General features: G+C 52.3%; 16 protein-coding genes. 10 read left to right on the top strand and 6 right to left on the bottom strand.

All coding sequences use genetic code 11. The features are described from left to right. Nucleotides 1–32 precede the first annotated feature (32 nt). From EG028_RS22280 to tgt, 3 genes are all read right to left on the bottom strand, one after another. Entirely contained in the window at nt 33–1,358 is a 1,326-nt protein-coding gene (locus tag EG028_RS22280) for a citrate (Si)-synthase, eukaryotic (RefSeq protein ID WP_120518518.1), read from the bottom strand. Nucleotides 1,359–1,491: 133 nt separating this feature from the next. Further along, nucleotides 1,492–2,571 carry an LptF/LptG family permease gene (locus EG028_RS22275; protein WP_120518519.1) on the bottom strand — a complete coding sequence of 360 codons (1,080 nt, stop codon included), beginning with the start codon at nt 2,569–2,571 and terminating at the stop codon, nt 1,492–1,494. A gap of 95 nt (nt 2,572–2,666) precedes the next feature. Next, nucleotides 2,667–3,794 carry a tRNA guanosine(34) transglycosylase Tgt gene (gene tgt, locus EG028_RS22270; protein WP_120518520.1) on the bottom strand — a complete coding sequence of 376 codons (1,128 nt, stop codon included), beginning with the start codon at nt 3,792–3,794 and terminating at the stop codon, nt 2,667–2,669. A 124-nt stretch (nt 3,795–3,918) separates the two neighbouring features. On the opposite strand from tgt, the gene EG028_RS22265 reads away from it, so the two are divergent. Genes EG028_RS22265 through rsmG form a run of 4 tightly spaced genes read left to right on the top strand, consistent with a single transcriptional unit; the run spans nt 3,919 to nt 6,439 of the window. Then, nucleotides 3,919–4,212 (top strand): type II toxin-antitoxin system HigB family toxin, encoded by a 294-nt coding sequence (locus EG028_RS22265; protein ID WP_120518521.1) that lies wholly within the window; start codon nt 3,919–3,921, stop codon nt 4,210–4,212. A 17-nt stretch (nt 4,213–4,229) separates the two neighbouring features. After that, on the top strand, nt 4,230–4,619 hold the full coding sequence (locus EG028_RS22260; RefSeq protein WP_120518522.1) for a helix-turn-helix domain-containing protein: 390 nt from the start codon (nt 4,230–4,232) through the stop codon (nt 4,617–4,619). Between the two features lie 56 nt (nt 4,620–4,675). Beyond that, on the top strand, nt 4,676–5,815 hold the full coding sequence (locus tag EG028_RS22255) for a glycosyltransferase (protein ID WP_120518523.1): 1,140 nt from the start codon (nt 4,676–4,678) through the stop codon (nt 5,813–5,815). A 3-nt stretch (nt 5,816–5,818) separates the two neighbouring features. Then, nucleotides 5,819–6,439 carry a 16S rRNA (guanine(527)-N(7))-methyltransferase RsmG gene (rsmG, locus tag EG028_RS22250; protein ID WP_120518524.1) on the top strand — a complete coding sequence of 207 codons (621 nt, stop codon included), beginning with the start codon at nt 5,819–5,821 and terminating at the stop codon, nt 6,437–6,439. Between the two features lie 43 nt (nt 6,440–6,482). Here the strand turns inward: rsmG and EG028_RS22245 are convergent, their stop codons facing one another. Next, a complete protein-coding gene (locus EG028_RS22245) occupies nt 6,483–7,379 on the bottom strand; it encodes a cation diffusion facilitator family transporter (protein WP_120518525.1) in 897 nt (298 codons plus the stop codon). 112 nt (nt 7,380–7,491) lie between these two features. On the opposite strand from EG028_RS22245, the gene EG028_RS22240 reads away from it, so the two are divergent. From EG028_RS22240 to EG028_RS22215, 6 genes are all read left to right on the top strand, one after another. Further along, nucleotides 7,492–8,052: an RNA polymerase sigma factor gene (locus EG028_RS22240; RefSeq protein WP_120518651.1), complete on the top strand. Its 561-nt coding sequence runs from the start codon at nt 7,492–7,494 to the stop codon at nt 8,050–8,052. 10 nt (nt 8,053–8,062) lie between these two features. After that, on the top strand, nt 8,063–8,443 hold the full coding sequence (locus EG028_RS22235; RefSeq protein WP_185096828.1) for a hypothetical protein: 381 nt from the start codon (nt 8,063–8,065) through the stop codon (nt 8,441–8,443). 21 nt (nt 8,444–8,464) lie between these two features. Continuing rightward, a complete protein-coding gene (locus EG028_RS22230) occupies nt 8,465–8,701 on the top strand; it encodes a hypothetical protein (protein ID WP_241559197.1) in 237 nt (78 codons plus the stop codon). An 18-nt stretch (nt 8,702–8,719) separates the two neighbouring features. Beyond that, nucleotides 8,720–9,280 (top strand): DinB family protein, encoded by a 561-nt coding sequence (locus tag EG028_RS22225; protein ID WP_120518527.1) that lies wholly within the window; start codon nt 8,720–8,722, stop codon nt 9,278–9,280. A 211-nt stretch (nt 9,281–9,491) separates the two neighbouring features. Then, the gene (locus EG028_RS22220) at nt 9,492–10,007 is read left to right on the top strand and encodes a hypothetical protein (protein WP_123864760.1); all 516 of its coding nucleotides are present in this window, start codon (nt 9,492–9,494) and stop codon (nt 10,005–10,007) included. 18 nt (nt 10,008–10,025) lie between these two features. Next, nucleotides 10,026–11,030 carry a patatin-like phospholipase family protein gene (locus tag EG028_RS22215; RefSeq protein ID WP_120518529.1) on the top strand — a complete coding sequence of 335 codons (1,005 nt, stop codon included), beginning with the start codon at nt 10,026–10,028 and terminating at the stop codon, nt 11,028–11,030. A 63-nt stretch (nt 11,031–11,093) separates the two neighbouring features. Here the strand turns inward: EG028_RS22215 and EG028_RS22210 are convergent, their stop codons facing one another. Both EG028_RS22210 and EG028_RS22205 read right to left on the bottom strand, forming a co-directional pair. Beyond that, nucleotides 11,094–12,974, bottom strand: a complete 1,881-nt coding sequence (locus tag EG028_RS22210; RefSeq protein ID WP_120518530.1) for a M1 family metallopeptidase — start codon at nt 12,972–12,974, stop codon at nt 11,094–11,096. A gap of 71 nt (nt 12,975–13,045) precedes the next feature. Continuing rightward, nucleotides 13,046–16,972: an eCIS core domain-containing protein gene (locus EG028_RS22205; protein WP_123864759.1), complete on the bottom strand. Its 3,927-nt coding sequence runs from the start codon at nt 16,970–16,972 to the stop codon at nt 13,046–13,048. Nucleotide 16,973: the final 1 nt, after the last annotated feature.

The raw sequence follows: 16,973 nt of genomic DNA, 5'->3' as shown, positions 1-16,973 counted from the left end.
CCGGGCCGGCCGTGATGGTATCTTAAAGCCGATTATTCAGCGATCGCTTCAACTTTTCCTTCCACGAACAGCTTCATCCATTCAGAAGTAACGGATTTGGGCCTTTCCAGGGAGAGGGACAGTGCGCGGTCCCAGCAGAGGGAAGCCAGTACGCCCAGCGCGCGGCTTACGCCGAACAGCACCGTGTAGAACTCATATTCCGCGAGGCCGTAGTGCAACAGCAATGCGCCGGAATGTGCGTCTACGTTAGGCCAGGGGTTTTTCACCTTGCCGAGGTCCTGCAGGATGGTGGGCACAGTGTCATAAATAGCCCAAACGATCTGCACCAGCTCATCTTCAGGCAGGTGTTTTTTCGCGAACTCCATCTGTGCGGTGAAGCGGGGGTCGGTTTTACGCAGTACCGCGTGACCGTAACCCGGTACTACTTTACCTTCGGAGAGGGTCTTTTTCACATATGCCGCGATCTGCTCTTTGGTGGGAACGCCGCCGCCAAGCTCCTCTTTCATGCTCAGTATCCATTTGATCACTTCCTGGTTGGCCAGGCCGTGCAGGGGACCTGCGAGGCCGTTCATACCGGCAGCGAACGACAGGTAAGCGTCGCTGAGGGCGGAGCCTACGAGGTGAGTGGTGTGGGCGCTTACGTTGCCGCCTTCGTGGTCCGCGTGGATCACCATGTACAGGCGCATCAGTTCTTTAAAACCGTCGTCTGAGTAACCCAGCATATGCGCAAAGTTCGCAGCCCAGTCCAGCATGCCGTCAGGCTGGATGTGCTCGCCGCCTTTGTATTTGCGGCGGTAGATATAAGCGGCTACACGCGGCAGGCGCGCGATGAGGTTTAAAGTATCCTCATACATGTAGCTCCAGTAATCTTTTTTATTCATCCCGTCGGCATACGCTTTTGCAAAAACCGATTCGGTCTGCAAAGCCATTACCGCCACGGTAAACATGGTCATGGGGTGAGTGGAGATAGGCAGCGCTTCGATGGCGTCGAACACGTGGTTCGGCACATGGCTGCGGCGGCCGAGTACGCTGCTCAGGTTCTGCACATCCGCTTCGGTGGGCAGTTCGCCGATCAGCATCAGGTAAAATAAACCTTCCGGCAGTGGCTCAGCGCCGCCAGGGGCTTTAGGAAGGTGTTCCCGTAATTCAGGAATGGAATAACCGCGGAAGCGGATACCTTCATTGGCATCCAGCAGGGAGGTTTCGGTAACGAGCCCGGTAATACCGCGCATGCCCTGATAAACCTGGGCCACTGTTACATCGTCTACTTTTTTTGTACCATGATTCTTGAGCAGGTCCTTTACCTCTGCGCCCAGTTCATCTGCTTTAGCCTTGAATTTCTCTTTTATATAACTCATTTTCCCGCAATGATTTAGAAAAATTAACGAAATCGATCAATGAACAAAAGTAATGATAAATCATAAAAACCCTATCCTTTAGGGGAGATTTAACGTATTATTTCAAGCATTTGATCAAAAATCATCAGATGGCCTACTTAGGCGCGCGGGAATAGAGATAAAGGGCCAGCCCAGCGAAAACAAAGTTGGGTATCCATGCCGCCAGCAGCGGGTTAAGATCCGCTTTGGTGGCAAATACGGTGGAGAACTGCATAAAAAGGATATACATGGCCGAGATCACGATACCCAGCGCCAGGTGCAGGCCGCTGCCGCCCCTCACCTTCCGGCTGGAAATGATCGCCCCGATCAGCACCAGGATGATCACCGCTACGGCCGCTGATGTACGGCGGTGTTTTTCAACGTAATATACATTCAGCCCCTCCGCCCCGCGCAGTTCCTCCCTTTCCAGGTAACGGTTCAGCTCGGGCGTGGTCATGGCCTGCTCCTTGTTCTTTTCCTCGACCATCTCGGAAGGGTGCAGCGGTATCTTGATAGAGGTATCGTTTGCCTGCCGCAGGGTTTCCCGCATACCGTTGATAGTGCGCTCGGTAATAAAATCGAGTTTCCATTTGCGGCCTACGGAGTCCCATGACACACGGTCCGCCTTCAGGTTGTACACCACCTGCTGGCCGTTGATGCGTTTCAGCACAAAGTTGGAACCATTCTTATAATTGGGATCGTAATATCCGAAAGTGATGTAAGTAACGCTGTCTACCCGCAGGGTCTTATCCTTCAACGCCTCCGCATCCTTGGGAGCGCTCACGTATTTATTTTCAAAGGTGGTCCTGATCCGGTTGGCCGCGGGCACCACCCAGCGGTTGGCCGCCCAGAGAATGGAAGCGAACAGGATAGCCCCCACCCAATAAGGCCGCAGGAAACGCCTGAAACTCACGCCCGCGCTCAGGATGGCCACGATCTCCGTTTTGTAGGCCAGCTTGGAAGTGAAAAAGATAACCGAAATAAAAATGAACAGCGGGAACAGCAGGGCCGCAATGTGGGGGATGAAGCCGATGTAATAATGCATAAACACGAACCCGATAGACAGGTCGTGCTCCAGGAAGTCGTCGATCTTTTCCGTGATGTCTATCACTACCGAGATCACCAGCAGGATCATCAGGGAGTAGATAAACGTGCCGATGAACTTGCGCAATATGTACCAGTCTAACTTCTTCATATTATTAGGCAGCCGGGCTTAAAGGTGCAAAGCTAGTATTCCGCTTGCATCTAATATGCAATTTTATTCTATGATGTGCAATTTTAACATAAATACTACAGCCTGGTTTTCAGCTGCGGCACTACCTCCCGCTTCCAGGAACCGTATGTGCCCTGCAATATCTGTTCACGCGCTACTTTTACCAGTTCCAGGTAAAAACAGAGGTTGTGGATACTGGCAAGGGTCATGCCGAGTATTTCGCCGGCTATGAACAGGTGGCGCACGTAGGCTTTGGAATAGTTCTGACTGGCGGTGCAGGGGTTCTGCTCATCCAGCGGACTGAAGTCCGTGGCCCATTTTTTATTGCGGATGTTGATAACCCCCTGCCAGGTGAACAGCATGCCGTTCCGCCCGTTGCGGGTGGGCATTACACAGTCGAACATATCGATGCCCAGTTCTATGTTGTTCAGAATATTCCAGGGGGTGCCCACGCCCATGAGGTAGCGGGGTTTTTCCACCGGCAGCAGTTCCGTCACCAGGCCGCACATTTCATACATTTCCGCTTCCGGCTCGCCTACGCTCAGTCCACCGATGGCGTTGCCCGCGCAGTTGCGCGAAGCGATGGCTTCCGCGGAGATCTTCCGGAGGTCTTTGTAAGTACTGCCCTGTACGATCGGGAAAAGCGTTTGTTCATGCCCGTATTCAGGAGAGGTTTCACCGAGGCGTTTGATGCAGCGGTCCAGCCAGCGGTGTGTCAGTTCCATGCTTCGTTTGGCATAGGCGTATTCGCTGGGGTACGGCGGGCATTCGTCGAAGGCCATGACGATGTCCGCCCCGATGGTGCGCTGGATGTCCATCACGTTTTCGGGGGTGAACAGGTGGCGGCTGCCATCTATATGACTTTGAAAGAGCACGCCTTCTTCCTTGATCTTGCGGTTTGCGGCGAGGGAAAATACCTGGTAGCCGCCGCTGTCCGTAAGGATGGGGCGTTCCCAGCCATTGAATTTGTGCAGGCCGCCGGCCTGCTTCAGCACGTCCGTTCCGGGGCGCAGGTAGAGGTGATAGGTATTGCCGAGGATGATCTGCGCATTTACATCGGTGCGCAATTGCTCCTGGGTAACGGCTTTCACGGAGCCTACAGTGCCTACGGGCATAAAAATGGGCGTCTGGATGGTACCATGTGCGGTGGTGATGGTACCGGCCCTGGCGCCGGAAGGATCGGTGGTGATTAGATCAAATTGCAAGATTGACTTTGTTTTTTCAGGGGGCAAAGGTATTGAATATTAGGGAGGATCATTAACGGACACTTAACTAAATTATTTAGCAATAATTTCGATATTTGAAATATTGTTTGTTTAATCTAATTTTATGACTGTAATCGCCAGGAAGGCTTTGACCGATTTTTCAAAAGAACAGCCCGGATCGTCCGATGCTTTGTTAGCATGGTTCAGGATTACATGCGAATCGGACTGGAGTTGTTTAAGGGATGTAAAAGAATCTTTTAACAGCGTGGACTATGTGGGGAACGATTTGTATGTTTTTAATATCCGGGGCAACAAATACCGCCTGATCGCACGGATCATTTTCAGGGTCAGGACAGTTTTTATAAGATGGATCGGTACCCACCGCGAATATGATGATGTAAACCTTGACAAATTATAATCCCCAAAACAGATGCTATGACAGAAAAAGTTCGCCAACACAAACCTGCAATTGTTTCAATGGAGGAATACGACCGGATCATGGCCCGTATCGATCTCCTTATGAAAAAAGGATCTGCGCTACTGACAGAAGGAGATATCGACGAATTGCAGGTACTGGTAAAAATTGCCGGAGAATATGAAGATCATTCCGTACACCTGCCAAAGCCGGATACACTGCATGGCATGATTGAACTTAAAATGTACCGGATGAAGATGAACCAGAAAGAAATGGCCGGATTCCTGGGCATCTCCCCTTCAAAATTCTCCCAGATACTAAACCAGAAAAGAGAGCCTGATGTGGAATTTCTAAAGGTTATTTACCATAAACTCCACCTTGACCCTAAATTTATCCTTGATCATGTCTAGTATTAATTTTTCCACAACCTTACATAGCTAAATAAAAACATATATTTTTGCCCCCTATGTCGGATAACCTGGGGATAATCATTTTTTACATTTTCGCCGCTGCGGCGGGAATTCAGGTATTGTATTACCTGGTCTTTTTTTCGAGAGTAGCGTTCTACAAACGCCGGTTTGATGAAGATCATCCGCCGCAGGAAGCCCTGTCTGTCATCATCTGCGCCAAAAACGAGGAAAGGAGCCTTCCCAAGAACCTCCCCACCGTATTACAGCAGCGATATCATATCCACCAGCAGCCGGAGTACGAAGTGATCGTAGTGAATGACAATTCCGAAGACGATTCCAAATATTACCTCGCCTCCATCGAAAACGGTTATTCACATTACAGGCATATCGAGATCAAACAGGCGGCGCAATTTATCCCGGGCAAAAAATACCCCCTTTCCATCGGCATCAAAGGCGCTAAATATGATACCGTAGTGCTCACCGACGCGGATTGCAAACCCGGCAGCACCCACTGGCTGTCCATGATCTCGCAGGGATTTGAAAACGGCAAGGAGATCGTGCTGGGTTATGGTCCCTATTACAAAAAACCGGGTTTCCTGAACAAGGTGATCCGTTATGAAACCTACTTCAGCGCGCTGCAATACCTCTCCTACGCCATGGCCGGCATCCCTTACATGGGCGTGGGCCGCAACCTGGCTTACAAAAAGGACCTCTTTTTTAAACATAAAGGATTCACCGCCCACCAGCATATCGCCTCCGGTGACGATGACCTGTTCGTGAACAGGGCCGCCAACGGCAGCAACGTGGGCGTGGTGATTAACAAACACGCTTTCGCCTACTCAGAGCCCAAAACCAGGTGGAAACACTGGTTTGCGCAGAAAACGAGACATATGAGCACGGGCAAACATTATCGTTTCGGGCATAAACTGCTCCTTGGCCTGTTCTCCCTCTCCCACTTTATCTTTTATCCCGCGATGATAGCGGCGCTTTTTTATATGCCCATGTTGTACGTCACCCTGGGCATCCTGGGCGGCAAGATCCTGATCCAGTCGCTGATCACTTTCTTCGCGCTTAAAAAGCTGGATGAGAAGGACTTGTTCTGGTACAGCTGGCTCATGGACATCCTCATGTTCCTATATTATGTTATCTTCACGCCCGCATTGTTCTTCCAGAAAGGAAGAAGCAAGTGGAAATAAAACATGGAGACCGTTTTAAAATATTTTGCTGATTTTACGCCCAAACAACTGGATCAGTTCCAGGCGCTGGGGCCGCTTTACAGGGAATGGAACGAAAAGATCAACGTGATATCCCGCAAGGACATCGATGCCCTGTATGAGAAACATGTGCTTCATTCCCTGGCCATTGCCGCGGTGGCGGACCTTCCGGGCGGGCTGCAGGTGCTGGACCTGGGTACAGGCGGCGGTTTCCCCGGCATTCCGCTGGCAATCTTCTTTCCTGAAGTGCAGTTTCACCTCGTGGATTCCATTGGTAAAAAAATAAAAGTGGTGGAAGGCGTGGCCGAAGCCCTGAATCTCCAGAATGTAACCACCGCCCATTCCAGGGCGGAAGAAATCAGGAACCGTAAGTTCGACCTCGTGGTATCCCGCGCCGTGGCTCCTTTAAAAGACCTCTGGAGCTGGAGCAAGCCGTTGATCAGGAAAGGTGCTTCAGAAGACCGGCCGGCCGGCCTCATCTGCCTCAAAGGCGGGGACCTGGCGCAGGAGATCTCCGAAAGCGGCTGCCGCCCCAAAATGGTGAATATCTACAAACTCTTTCCCGAAGAGTTTTTCCAGGAAAAATATGTTGTTGCTGTAAGATAACCCGTACAGGGGCGTTTATGCCCGGTGTCGCGGAGCCCCCATCTCAGAAGCCGATATCCTCGTCCGTATGGCTGAGCTCCGTTTCCAGCGTACAATGGGTGATATTGAGGTGATGCAGCGCATGTTTCAGTTCTTTCTTCAAATTGGCCACCTGCTCTGCATTAAGTCCGGGCTGAACGGTCACATGCGCCGTCAGTGCGTTTTCCGTGGTGCTTACGGCCCAGATGTGCACGTGATGCAGGTCTTTGACGCCGGGGATGGTTTTGGCGGCATCCAGTACCTGCTGGATCGAAATGCCGGTGGGCACCCCGTCCAGGGAGAGTCGGAGGCTGTCCCGAAGCAGGCCCCAGGTACTGTACACGATCACGGCCATGACGAGCAGGCTCACCCCGGCGTCTATCCAGTACTGCCGGGTGTATATCATCAGCAAACCCGCTACCACGGTGCCCAGGGACACGAGTGCGTCCGCCACCAGGTGCAGGTAGGCCCCTTTTACGTTGAGGTCTTTTTCCTTGTCGCGGAAAAACAGGAAGGCGGACAGCGTGTTGATGACGATCCCGATGCCGGCCACGATGGCTACCGGGCCGCCGGACAAGGGAACGGGGTGGCGCAGACGCATAATAGCCTCATAACCAATAGCTCCGACCGCAATTAATAAAATAAGGGCATTTAATAATGAGATCAGGATGGTACTTTTGCGGTAACCGTACGTATACTTACTGCTGGGCGGGATCCGGGCCAGCCGGAAAGCCAGCATGGAAAGGGCCAGGCTTGCGACGTCGCTGAGGTTGTGGCCCGCGTCGGACAAAAGGGCGAGGGAGCCGGTGGTGAAACCCGCAACCGCTTCCACGGCTACAAATGCCAAATTCAGGCCTATACCCGCCAGAAAGGCCCTGTTCAGCGAGGAAGCTCCCGTGGGAGCGTGAGCATGATCGTGCATTATCTTAAAAATACGAAGACCTGCTTAAAAAAAACGCGGCAGCATACAATAAGTGATCCGCTGGTTCGTCTACCTAACTAAGATGAACGAGTGGCTTTCCATAAAAAAACCCATGGCACTGGAACAGAACGAGCGCATACAGCGAACGGTGGAAAAGGAACGCAACCGGCTCCTGCAATTCATCCGGAAACGGGTGGATAATGTGGCCGACGCGGAAGACATTCTGCAGGACGTGCTGTACCAGTTCACCCAATACCTTCGCCTGGGCACGGATATAGATTCACTGACCGGATGGCTTTTCGCGGTTACGCGCAACCGTATTACAGACTGGTTCAGGAAAAAGAAAGAAGACCGGTTTTCGGATACGGCCATCGAAACGGGAGACGGTGAGGGGCCCCTCTACCTGTCAGACATCCTGCCGGATGCTTCCGCCAAAACGGATGTACCGATGCTGCGGAAGTTCATGTCCGAAGCCATTGCCGAAGCGATAGACGAATTACCCGAAGAACAGCGCTATGTGTTCCTGCAGCATGAAGTGGAAGGCCGTTCCTTCAAGGAAATAGCCGCTGAAACGGGCATTTCGGTGAACACGCTGCTCAGCCGCAAACGTTACGCGGTGCTGGCCCTGCGCGAAAGGCTGGCGTTATTGTACAAAGAATTAATCAACGATTAAAAGTATTGATATGAAAAGACATATCGGTTGGAAAATATTGGCTGCCATAGTATGTATCCCTGCGTTTGCGGCACTGTTTGGATTTGCGACGATGTATCTCTGGAACTGGCTGGTGCCCGCGCTTTTCAACGGGCCCGTGATCACCTTCTGGCAAGCGCTGGGACTGCTGATCCTTTGCAAGCTGCTGTTCGGCTTCCCGAAAGGAGGGCATCATGAAAAGAAAAAACACTGGCGCTGGAACAAGGAAAGGTGGAGGGAACATATGAAAACGAAGATGGAACATCTTTCCCCGGAGGAAAAAGAAAAAGTAAAGAATCATTTTGACCGTTGCATGACAGGACGCTGGGGTTTCAAGACCCGCGAGGAAGCGCCCGGCACCACGGAAGAGTAATAACTTACACAACCTGACTTTATGCATCCCGAATTAAACACCGGTACCATGATCGGCATCTTCAAAACGAACATCCGGACCTATCACGAACGAAACCTTATCATCAGGGCAATTTGCAGTAACTTTGAAGTCTCTTCCTGCAATGTTGATATTGAAGATTGTGATAAAGTGCTTCGTATCGTGGATATGAAAGTGGATGAGCCTTCCATCATCCGTTTTGTGCAGGAGCGTGGTTTCCATTGCGAAGTGCTTGAATGACTAAATTAACCGGACCTTATGCAAAAGACAGACATACAGACCCTACTGAATAACAGTTTTACCGATTTCTCCGCATTTATTGAAACACTTTCGGATCACCGTTTTATTGTATCGCCGGAAGGCAAATGGTCCGCCGCCCAGCAGCTGGACCACCTGATACGCAGCGCAAAACCGGTGAACACCGCCCTTGGGCTCCCTCGTTTTTTCCTGCGCTGGTTTGGCACACCGGCCGCGCCTTCCCGCTCTTTTGAAGAGATCAGGGAAAGCTACCGCGATCTGCTGAAAAACGGTGCCGTAACTACCCGCCCTTATATTCCGCACGTGACCGAAGCGGAACAGAAACACCAGTTGCTCAGGCAGTTTGCCGCGCAGAAAGATAAAATGCTGCAACAGATCGACAAATGGAGCGAGCAGGAGCTGGACCGTTACCAGGGGCCGCATCCTTTACTGGGTAAGCTCACCGTGCGCGAGATACTTTATTTTACGGCTTATCATAATTACCATCACCTGCATACCCTGCAGCTCCGCGAACTGCCCGATCAGCCATGGCCGGCGCAGCTGGAGAGAGTGATCTTCTGATAAAAGCAAAACATTCCGTCCCGCTTCCCTCAAAGGAGCGGGATTTTTTATGCCGGCCATCCGCCCCCTCTCCCTTGCCGAAATAGCGTATTTCCACCCATGGCCGTACCGGCGCAAAGTCGTAACTTCAATCAAACCCCGATCCACTAACTCAGGCAGCCTTCAGGCCACCCCAAATAATTCCGCCTGCGCTGCCGCAAACGTTGATTCCATGAAAATAAAATGGCTTATCAGCTTTTTCCTGCTGTGCATTATTACGAAAGCCCGCGCGCAGAGCGAATTTCCCAAGGGATGGATATTCCCCCTGGAAATGGGCCAGGGTGTAGTCACGAACTTCCACTCCGACCCCGATCTTTTCCTTGCCACGCTCGCTTTTTCTCCACAGGTCACGGTTGTGCCCGGCAGGCTCAGGCTGGGCCTCAGCGGCGGAGGCGCTTTTTACAACAAACGCATTTACGGCACCGGCGGCGGCCGTGTGTCCCTGATGATCTCCAAAGGCCCTAAAGTAATGGAAAGCACGGTGCTGAACGCACAGCTCGTGGGCGAATTCCTTTTCGGAACCAAAGACCAGCGCCTTGTTGGCGGCGGTTTCGCAACGGAAATCGGTCATATGGCCACCATCAGCATGAAAGCCCACCGCGATTATGTGTGGAACAACTGGTGGTTCAGCGGCAGCCTGGGCATTCATCTTTTCAAAAAGAAAGCTCCCAAACTCCCCGAACTGTAACCCTTTAAAATCTTCATCATGTCCAAAACAGCACTGGTGATCAGCGGCGGAGGCTCCAAAGGGGCATTTGCCGTGGGCGTGCTCAAATACATGGCCGCCACACCCAAAATTCAATTCGATACTATCTGCGGAACCAGTACCGGCTCCCTCATTGCGCCGCTTGCCGCGCTTGGGGAGATCAACCTGCTGGAGAAATTATACACCACCCACGTTACCAGCGACATCGTCGTAACCGGCAACGTGATCGCGCGTTTCGCAGGGAAAGACACCTATTCCCTCTTCGATGCGCAGCCCCTCAGCCTGCTCATCAAAAAAACCTTTACGGACCAGATGTACAAAGACATCCTGGACAGCGGCAAAAGCCTTTATTTTACCACGGTATGCCTGCAAACCGGCCGTATTACCTATTTCACCAACAGCGACCTGCCCCTCACCTCGTCCGAATATGATGTGATACGCATACAGGACGCCAGTACTTTCCGCCGCGCCATGTTCGCCTCCTCCTGCCAGCCCGTATTCATGCCGCCTTACCAGGTGATAGAAAACCAGCCGCGCCAGTATGTGGATGGCGGCCTTCGTGAATATGCGCCGGTGGACCTTGCCATAGACAACGGCGCTACGGAGATCTACGCCATCCTGCTCACGCCGGAGAACCCCGCGGAGGACAACCAGCATTTTAAAAGCCCCTTCGAGATATTGCAGCAAACGATGGACTGGTTCACCATGGATGTAGCCGTGAACGATCTTCGTATGCCGAAATACATCAACCGCAGCCTGCAATACATCAAAGCAGTAAAATCAAAAATGAAAGAGGCAGGCCTCAAACCCAAAGAAATTGAAGCGTTCTTCGACATCCCGTTTGATAATCCTTTCCTCGGGAAGTCCGACCTGAAACTGCATATCATCCGGCCGGAGAAGCCCATGAACGGCGGCCCCGGCGGCCTCACCTTCGATCCGCCGGAGATGAAAAAGATGGTCGCGCACGGGGAAGAGGTTGCGCGGAAGTATTTTGAGAACCTTTAAAGACTAAAATAAAAAAGGGCGCCCATTGCTGAGCGCCCTTTTTGTGTCTATACCACAAGCAGCTTACGGGGCTACCGCTTTATTGTTGTTCCGGTCAATATCCGCCATCCGCATACTCGGATCGATCTCTATCCTCTTCAGCTGGTTAAAAGGCACATCCACCGTAAAGGAATAGGTGGGATGCGTCCAGCGCCAGCCATCGTGTACAATGCGTTTTCCCTTCGCATCTTCAGCGGGTTTGTTGCCGAACATGATGGTGAGGGGAATGTAGTGCATTTCTTTCCTGCCGTCTTTCGCCTCCACTTCCAGGTCGATAGGCATCGGGAACTCGCCTACCTTGCGGATGGAGATCACGGTTTTGCCTCCACCTGCGTCATACACGCTGTCCAGCGCATAATCGATATGTTTGGTGGTGTTCCGCATATATTCCAGGTACCAGTCCAGCTGGATGCCGCTCTGTTTTTCCATCACCCTGATAAAATCGTTGGCGTTCGGATGTTTGAAACGCCATTCCTGGTAATACCTGAGCAGGCCCGCATCCCTGTTTGCCGCGCCTATCACATAACCCAGCTGCTCCAGGAAGATGGCGCCTTTGGAATAGGAGCTGATACTGTAAGCATAGTTTGTATTGTAATGATCCGCATGTGTGCTGATTGGCTCTTCGAAGCCGCTGCGCACCAGGGCGAAATAATTACGGTAACTGGGCGCGTGGGGCCATTTGCCGGCGAGGGAATCCACCGTATAGCCAATGGTATTGTCCTCCGCGAAAGTGGTGAAACCTTCGTCCATCCAGGGGTACATGCTTTCGTTCGTAGCCAGCATGCCCTGGTACCAGCTGTGCATCCATTCGTGGATGGCTACGCCATAAAGGCCGTCCATTTTACCGTTGCCCATGATGAGCGTGGCCATAGGGTATTCCATGCCGCCGTCTCCACCCTGAATAAAGGAATATTGTTTGTACGGGTAAGCGCCGTAATGTTTTTTGATATACTCATAAGCCGCCGGGATCATAGATGCCAGCTGCGGCCAGGTGTTTTTGGTCGTATCGTTTTCCAAATAAAAAAAATGAGCGGTAAAACCGTCCACCGGCCGGGTGATGTGTTTGTATTCCGGGTCCGCCGCCCATACGAAGTCATGTACATTTGGCGCATTGAAGTGCCAGGTAAGGGTATTGCCCGCGGGGCGGGTCACTTTTGTTCCTTTTGTTTCGTAACCATAACCGATCTGCTGCGGGTTTTGCAGGTAGCCGGTAGCCGCCAGTACATATTTTTTATCGATGGTGATCTTTACGTCAAAATCGCCCCAGATGCCGTAGAACTCCCGGGCAACGTAAGGTGTGGGGTGCCAGCCTTGATTGTCGTACTCGGCCATTTTGGGGTACCACTGTGCCATGGAATAGTCCACCCCTTCCTTGTTATTCCTGCCGCTGCGGCGGATCTGCACGGGCACCTGCGCGTCAAACTCCATGTTGAAGGTCACGGTGCTTTTGGGGAGGATCGGTTTGTCCAGGTCCACTACCAGGATGGTTTCTTCCGTCCGGAACTGCTGCTGGCGGCCGTTCATGGTGAGGGAACGTACTTTCTGGTAACCAATTTCGTTGGGCTGAAGTTTGGAGATACGGTCAATCACGCGGCTGTCCCAGTCATGTTTGTTCACGCCCTTTGCATCTTTCCCGATGATGATCTTGCCCAGCTCGCGGCTGCGCACGTCCATCATGCTGTTTGGCTGAAAGGCGTTCCACTGGAGGTGATAAAAAACGCGGAACAGGGTATCAGGGGAATTATTCGTGTATTCCAGCTGTTGTTTGCCGGTGAACTGGTGGTTTTTGACATCCATTTGGATATCCATGCTGTACTTTACGCGTTGCTGCCAGCGGTCGGTCTGTGCCATGGCTGAGGAAGCTCCCAGCAGGATGAAAAGTGCCGGGATGATTGATTTTCTCATATTCAGATCGTTGGTCTAAGGGGCGAAAATAGGAAATTTCGCCGGAGAGGAGGGCATATTGGGATGTACGGTCAGGGATTTCGACGGATGCCGAAGAAGAAGACCTCGCTCTGCTGCAGCATGCTGCCCGCCGCCTGGTCTATCAGGAAGAAGAGGCGTATGATCTCGGTTTTGCCGTCCAGCGACTTCACGCTGATAGCAAACGCGTCTTCCACAACGGCGTCTATGGCGTAGAAAGGACTGTTGACCAGGGTCATGATATGTTTTTTGCCGCCCTCTTCCCTCTCTGCTGATTTAACATAGGCGCCTATCTTGGACCCGTTGGCCGTAACTATCACCACTGCGGTATTTGCGCCAAAGTCCACGAAGCGGCCCGTACCGACAGGGATGCTGTCCCAATCCTGGTAACCGTTCAGGTCTTTTTTCAGTTGTGTGTCCGCGGGGAAAGGTTTATCCAGCGCTTCTTTCACTTTCGGGTCGGCAAGCAGGGCATCCAGTTGTTTTTTGTTTTCCGCCTGCTGTTTCTTCTGCTCCTTCGCTTCTTTTTCTTTCGTCAGTACTTCGCCAGCTTTGTCATATACACTGTCTTTGGTGAGGCCATTGGCTTCGTAAAATTTCTGCGTGGTGCCCCCGCCTGCAATACCATCCGCATGGATGCCCAGGGCTTCCTGCATGTCGTACACGGCGTTGGCGAATTCTTCCGACCCCGGTTGGATGCCTGGTTGTTTTATGAACAGTGTCGCGGCCCAGCGCAGCAAATTGAAATAATAGAGGTTGTTGCGTTTGGCATTTTCATAATCGATCTTGCGCTCTTTTTTCGGTTTGTCCCCGGGCACGGTTCCGCTGGTCACCGAGGTGAGCGCTTTTGTCATATCAACTTTCCCAGTCTTCACATTCCGGCCTTCTTCGATCATTTTTTTGATCTCTTCCGGTTTTTTGCCTGAATTTTTGATGGCGTCTACCAGTTTTTGCAGGTCTTCGGGCGTCAGTTTTTTGCCTTTTTCGCCGGATTCAAATACCTCTTTCAGGTCCGCAAGTATTTCGTTTTTGTATTTTTCTTCCCATTCCTGGCGGGCTTTTGCAATGGCGGGATCGTTCGGGTCTATTTTATCCAGCCCCTGACCGATAGCGCCAAGACCGCCACCTCCGCCGCCCATGACTTTTTCACGTTCCTGGCAGGCCTTATCGCCCATGTAAGCACCCAGGGGTGTCCCTCGCATAACGCCGATCATCATATTATGAAGTTTGTCCCCTACAATGGCCTCCATCAGTGCTTCTGCGGCGGGCTGCGCAATACTGTTTTTCCAGTAATCGGTTTTTTGCAGCAGGGCCATGCCCGCGGAAATGCCCAGTTGCGCCACCAGTCCCCACAGGCAGCCCAAAGCGGGCGGCGTGCCGCAGGATATAATCTGAACACCCAGTCTCACGGCCAGTTCCACTTTATCAAGAATGGCCACCCATTCCCGCATATCGTCCACCGTTTGTGTGAAAGCTGTGATCGTTTTGTCATGTTTCTCCACTTCCGCATCAAAGGCATGTTTGAACTCCATGATCTTACAACATATGGGCTCCATCTCTTTGAGCTGCTCCTCAGCCGCGCTTTCCAATGCTTTTTCGTATTTACCGATCACGGAATCAATGATGGTGCTCATGCATTTGGAGAACCCTTCAAACGCAACGGCGATCATCCGCTGGAAGATGTCCACGGCCAGCTGAACGATCAGGTTCACCGCTTCTTTTTTCCAGGATAATTCAAACTTGCTGCCGCCTTTTAATGTCTTTGACTTTTCGCGGTGTTTCTCAAACTTGGCTTTTATTTTATTGAACAGTTCTTCCACCTTATCGAACGCATTGCGGAAGCGGAAGCGCAAAGCGCCGAACACACGGCCTTTGAAGCTGCTCCAGAACCGCACATCTTTTACGTCCTTGATCTCTTTAGCCGGATCGGAAGGTGTGGTCTTTTTGAGGTCTTTATCTACCTTATGCCGCTTCAACAGGCCTTTCGCCCTTTCTTTCAGGAACTTTTTCGGTTTCTGCGGCACGTCGGCATCCGTACCGTTCGCCCATGCTTTACGTTTTGTTTCCCAGGCTTCCGCCGCGGCATTTTTCCCTTTTTTCTCGTTGCCTTTCCGTTGGATGACCTGGCCGGTGATGGCTGGCGGCTTAGTTACCGTATTTTGCGGATCATTGCCTTTCCGCTGTATTTTGCGGGAAACGCCCGTCGGCAGTGTAGGTTTCCCTGCGTCTTCGCGTAATGATCTGATCAGGGCATCCAGTTTGTCGCGGTGTTTTTTCTTGTCCGCGGCGTATTCAGTGGGTATGTAAGGATGCGGCATCAGGAAATAACCGGCCATCCCCTTCCCGATATTTGCTACCCAGAGACGTTGATTGGTATTCTTTTTAAGCGTGGAGCCCGTGCCCATTTTGGTATGCTCCGTGTCAAATGAATCGTAATTCAGCCCGGCGGGAATTTTCTTTGAAAGGTCCATGACCGTACCAGTGGTAGACGGTCGCGATGGCGGGCCGAATACGCTGTGTACATGCGCTACAAATTCCTGGAAACCTTCGATGTAATGGTTTTGTTGCAGAATGGCATTGCCCGCGAGCGTTACCGCACCCAGCCCAAACTCTGTCCAGTACAGCGGTTTGATCTCCCCTATCTGGAAAGTTTCCGGGAAGTTGATCGTAAAATCCCAGTCACCATTGGCCTTTTTGACCGGCCCGCGTGCAACTGGCCCCTGCATGGCTTTTTTCCTTTTGCCGGAGTCCATGAACCGCAGGTACTCATATTGACCGTCCTTCTGATGGGCCTGCATCCCTGATACCGCGTTGTTATCGGCACTGTACAGGTCCGCAAACCCTGCCAGGTTAAGCCCTTTGGCGTACCGAACGGCGCCCGGTATCCCCGCCTCTGTGATGAGCTTGCCATCCACGTCGCGCATGTGTTTCTGAATCCAGGAGTGGGCCCAGTTGCCGATCTTTTCTTCTTCCAGCCGCTGAATTTTGGGCTGGATGGCAGGCGCGCCGGTTTGCTGCACCACATGCGTCAATTCGTGCGCCAGCAGGCGCTGGCCGCTGGAAGATGTGGCATCGTATTTATTCTGGTTAAAATAAATGTCGCGTCCATGTGTGAATGCCTGGGCGTTGATGCTGGAGCTGAGGTTGGCGGAAGTATTGTTATTGTGAATACGGACATTGCTGAAGTCCAGCCCGAAACGGTTTTCCATGCTTTGACGCACCGGTGCGGCCATTGGCTGGCCACCGCCTTTGGAAGCATGAAGCCCTGATTCGAAGTGGCTGGAAACCGGGCCGGTCCCGCCTGGGCCCGCTTTGGGACTTACGGTTCCATCATCTCCCCCTCCCGCGCTTTCGTCCTTTTCGATCAGCGAATCTTCCGTTTCCTGATCTTCCGCCGTTTCATCTGATTTGGGCGGCTCTATCTGGCATTCATCACAGCTCCGCTGGATAACGGCGGGCCGGGAAGCCGCGGGCTCGGGAAAACGCTGAACGGTTTCTTCCGCTTCACAATCTGCGCACTTACGCTGTATTACCGGTTCGGGAGAACGTTGCACCGCTTCTTCCTGCTCACAGGCCGCACATTTGCGCTGGACGATATTTTCCCGTTGAATGGCTGGTTCAGGGAACCGGTGAACGGTTTCTTCCGCTTCACAGGCTGCGCACTTACGCTGCACTACAGGCATCCAGGGAACGGGCTCCGGGGAGCGGTGAACGGCTTCGCCGGATGACGGCGCTGCATAAGGTTGTATTGTGTCCGCCGCTTCGGGCATACGCATCACCGTATCCGCCACCTGGTCCGCTTCACGCTCCTGCGGGTCATCCGGCGGGCTTACTTCCAGCTTTGCCTGCACGGGCATTCCGCCGAAAAAAGGCATCCCCCCTTCCGTTGCGGGCATGATATCAGGAACGGCGTTGTGATGCAACGCAGCAGCCCCGGAATGCACATGCCCGGCAGTACCCGTTTTGACAGCAGTCTCCAAA

Source organism: Chitinophaga barathri (assembly GCF_003807585.1).
GTDB lineage: Bacteria > Bacteroidota > Bacteroidia > Chitinophagales > Chitinophagaceae > Chitinophaga > Chitinophaga barathri.
Note: the sequence above shows the minus strand (reverse complement) of the source record. Positions and strands in the feature narration are given on the sequence as shown.

Excerpts from the sequence above, each read along its gene's own strand:
- EG028_RS22280 (WP_120518518.1), bottom strand. The coding sequence starts at position 1,358 with ATGAGTTATATAAAAGAGAAATTCAAGGCTAAAGCAGATGAACTGGGC.
- EG028_RS22275 (WP_120518519.1), bottom strand. The coding sequence starts at position 2,571 with ATGAAGAAGTTAGACTGGTACATATTGCGCAAGTTCATCGGCACGTTT.
- EG028_RS22265 (WP_120518521.1), top strand. The coding sequence starts at position 3,919 with ATGACTGTAATCGCCAGGAAGGCTTTGACCGATTTTTCAAAAGAACAG.
- EG028_RS22260 (WP_120518522.1), top strand. The coding sequence starts at position 4,230 with ATGACAGAAAAAGTTCGCCAACACAAACCTGCAATTGTTTCAATGGAG.
- EG028_RS22255 (WP_120518523.1), top strand. The coding sequence starts at position 4,676 with ATGTCGGATAACCTGGGGATAATCATTTTTTACATTTTCGCCGCTGCG.
- rsmG (WP_120518524.1), top strand. The coding sequence starts at position 5,819 with ATGGAGACCGTTTTAAAATATTTTGCTGATTTTACGCCCAAACAACTG.
- EG028_RS22245 (WP_120518525.1), bottom strand. The coding sequence starts at position 7,379 with ATGCACGATCATGCTCACGCTCCCACGGGAGCTTCCTCGCTGAACAGG.
- EG028_RS22240 (WP_120518651.1), top strand. The coding sequence starts at position 7,492 with ATGGCACTGGAACAGAACGAGCGCATACAGCGAACGGTGGAAAAGGAA.
- EG028_RS22235 (WP_185096828.1), top strand. The coding sequence starts at position 8,063 with ATGAAAAGACATATCGGTTGGAAAATATTGGCTGCCATAGTATGTATC.
- EG028_RS22230 (WP_241559197.1), top strand. The coding sequence starts at position 8,465 with ATGCATCCCGAATTAAACACCGGTACCATGATCGGCATCTTCAAAACG.
- EG028_RS22225 (WP_120518527.1), top strand. The coding sequence starts at position 8,720 with ATGCAAAAGACAGACATACAGACCCTACTGAATAACAGTTTTACCGAT.
- EG028_RS22220 (WP_123864760.1), top strand. The coding sequence starts at position 9,492 with ATGAAAATAAAATGGCTTATCAGCTTTTTCCTGCTGTGCATTATTACG.
- EG028_RS22215 (WP_120518529.1), top strand. The coding sequence starts at position 10,026 with ATGTCCAAAACAGCACTGGTGATCAGCGGCGGAGGCTCCAAAGGGGCA.
- EG028_RS22210 (WP_120518530.1), bottom strand. The coding sequence starts at position 12,974 with ATGAGAAAATCAATCATCCCGGCACTTTTCATCCTGCTGGGAGCTTCC.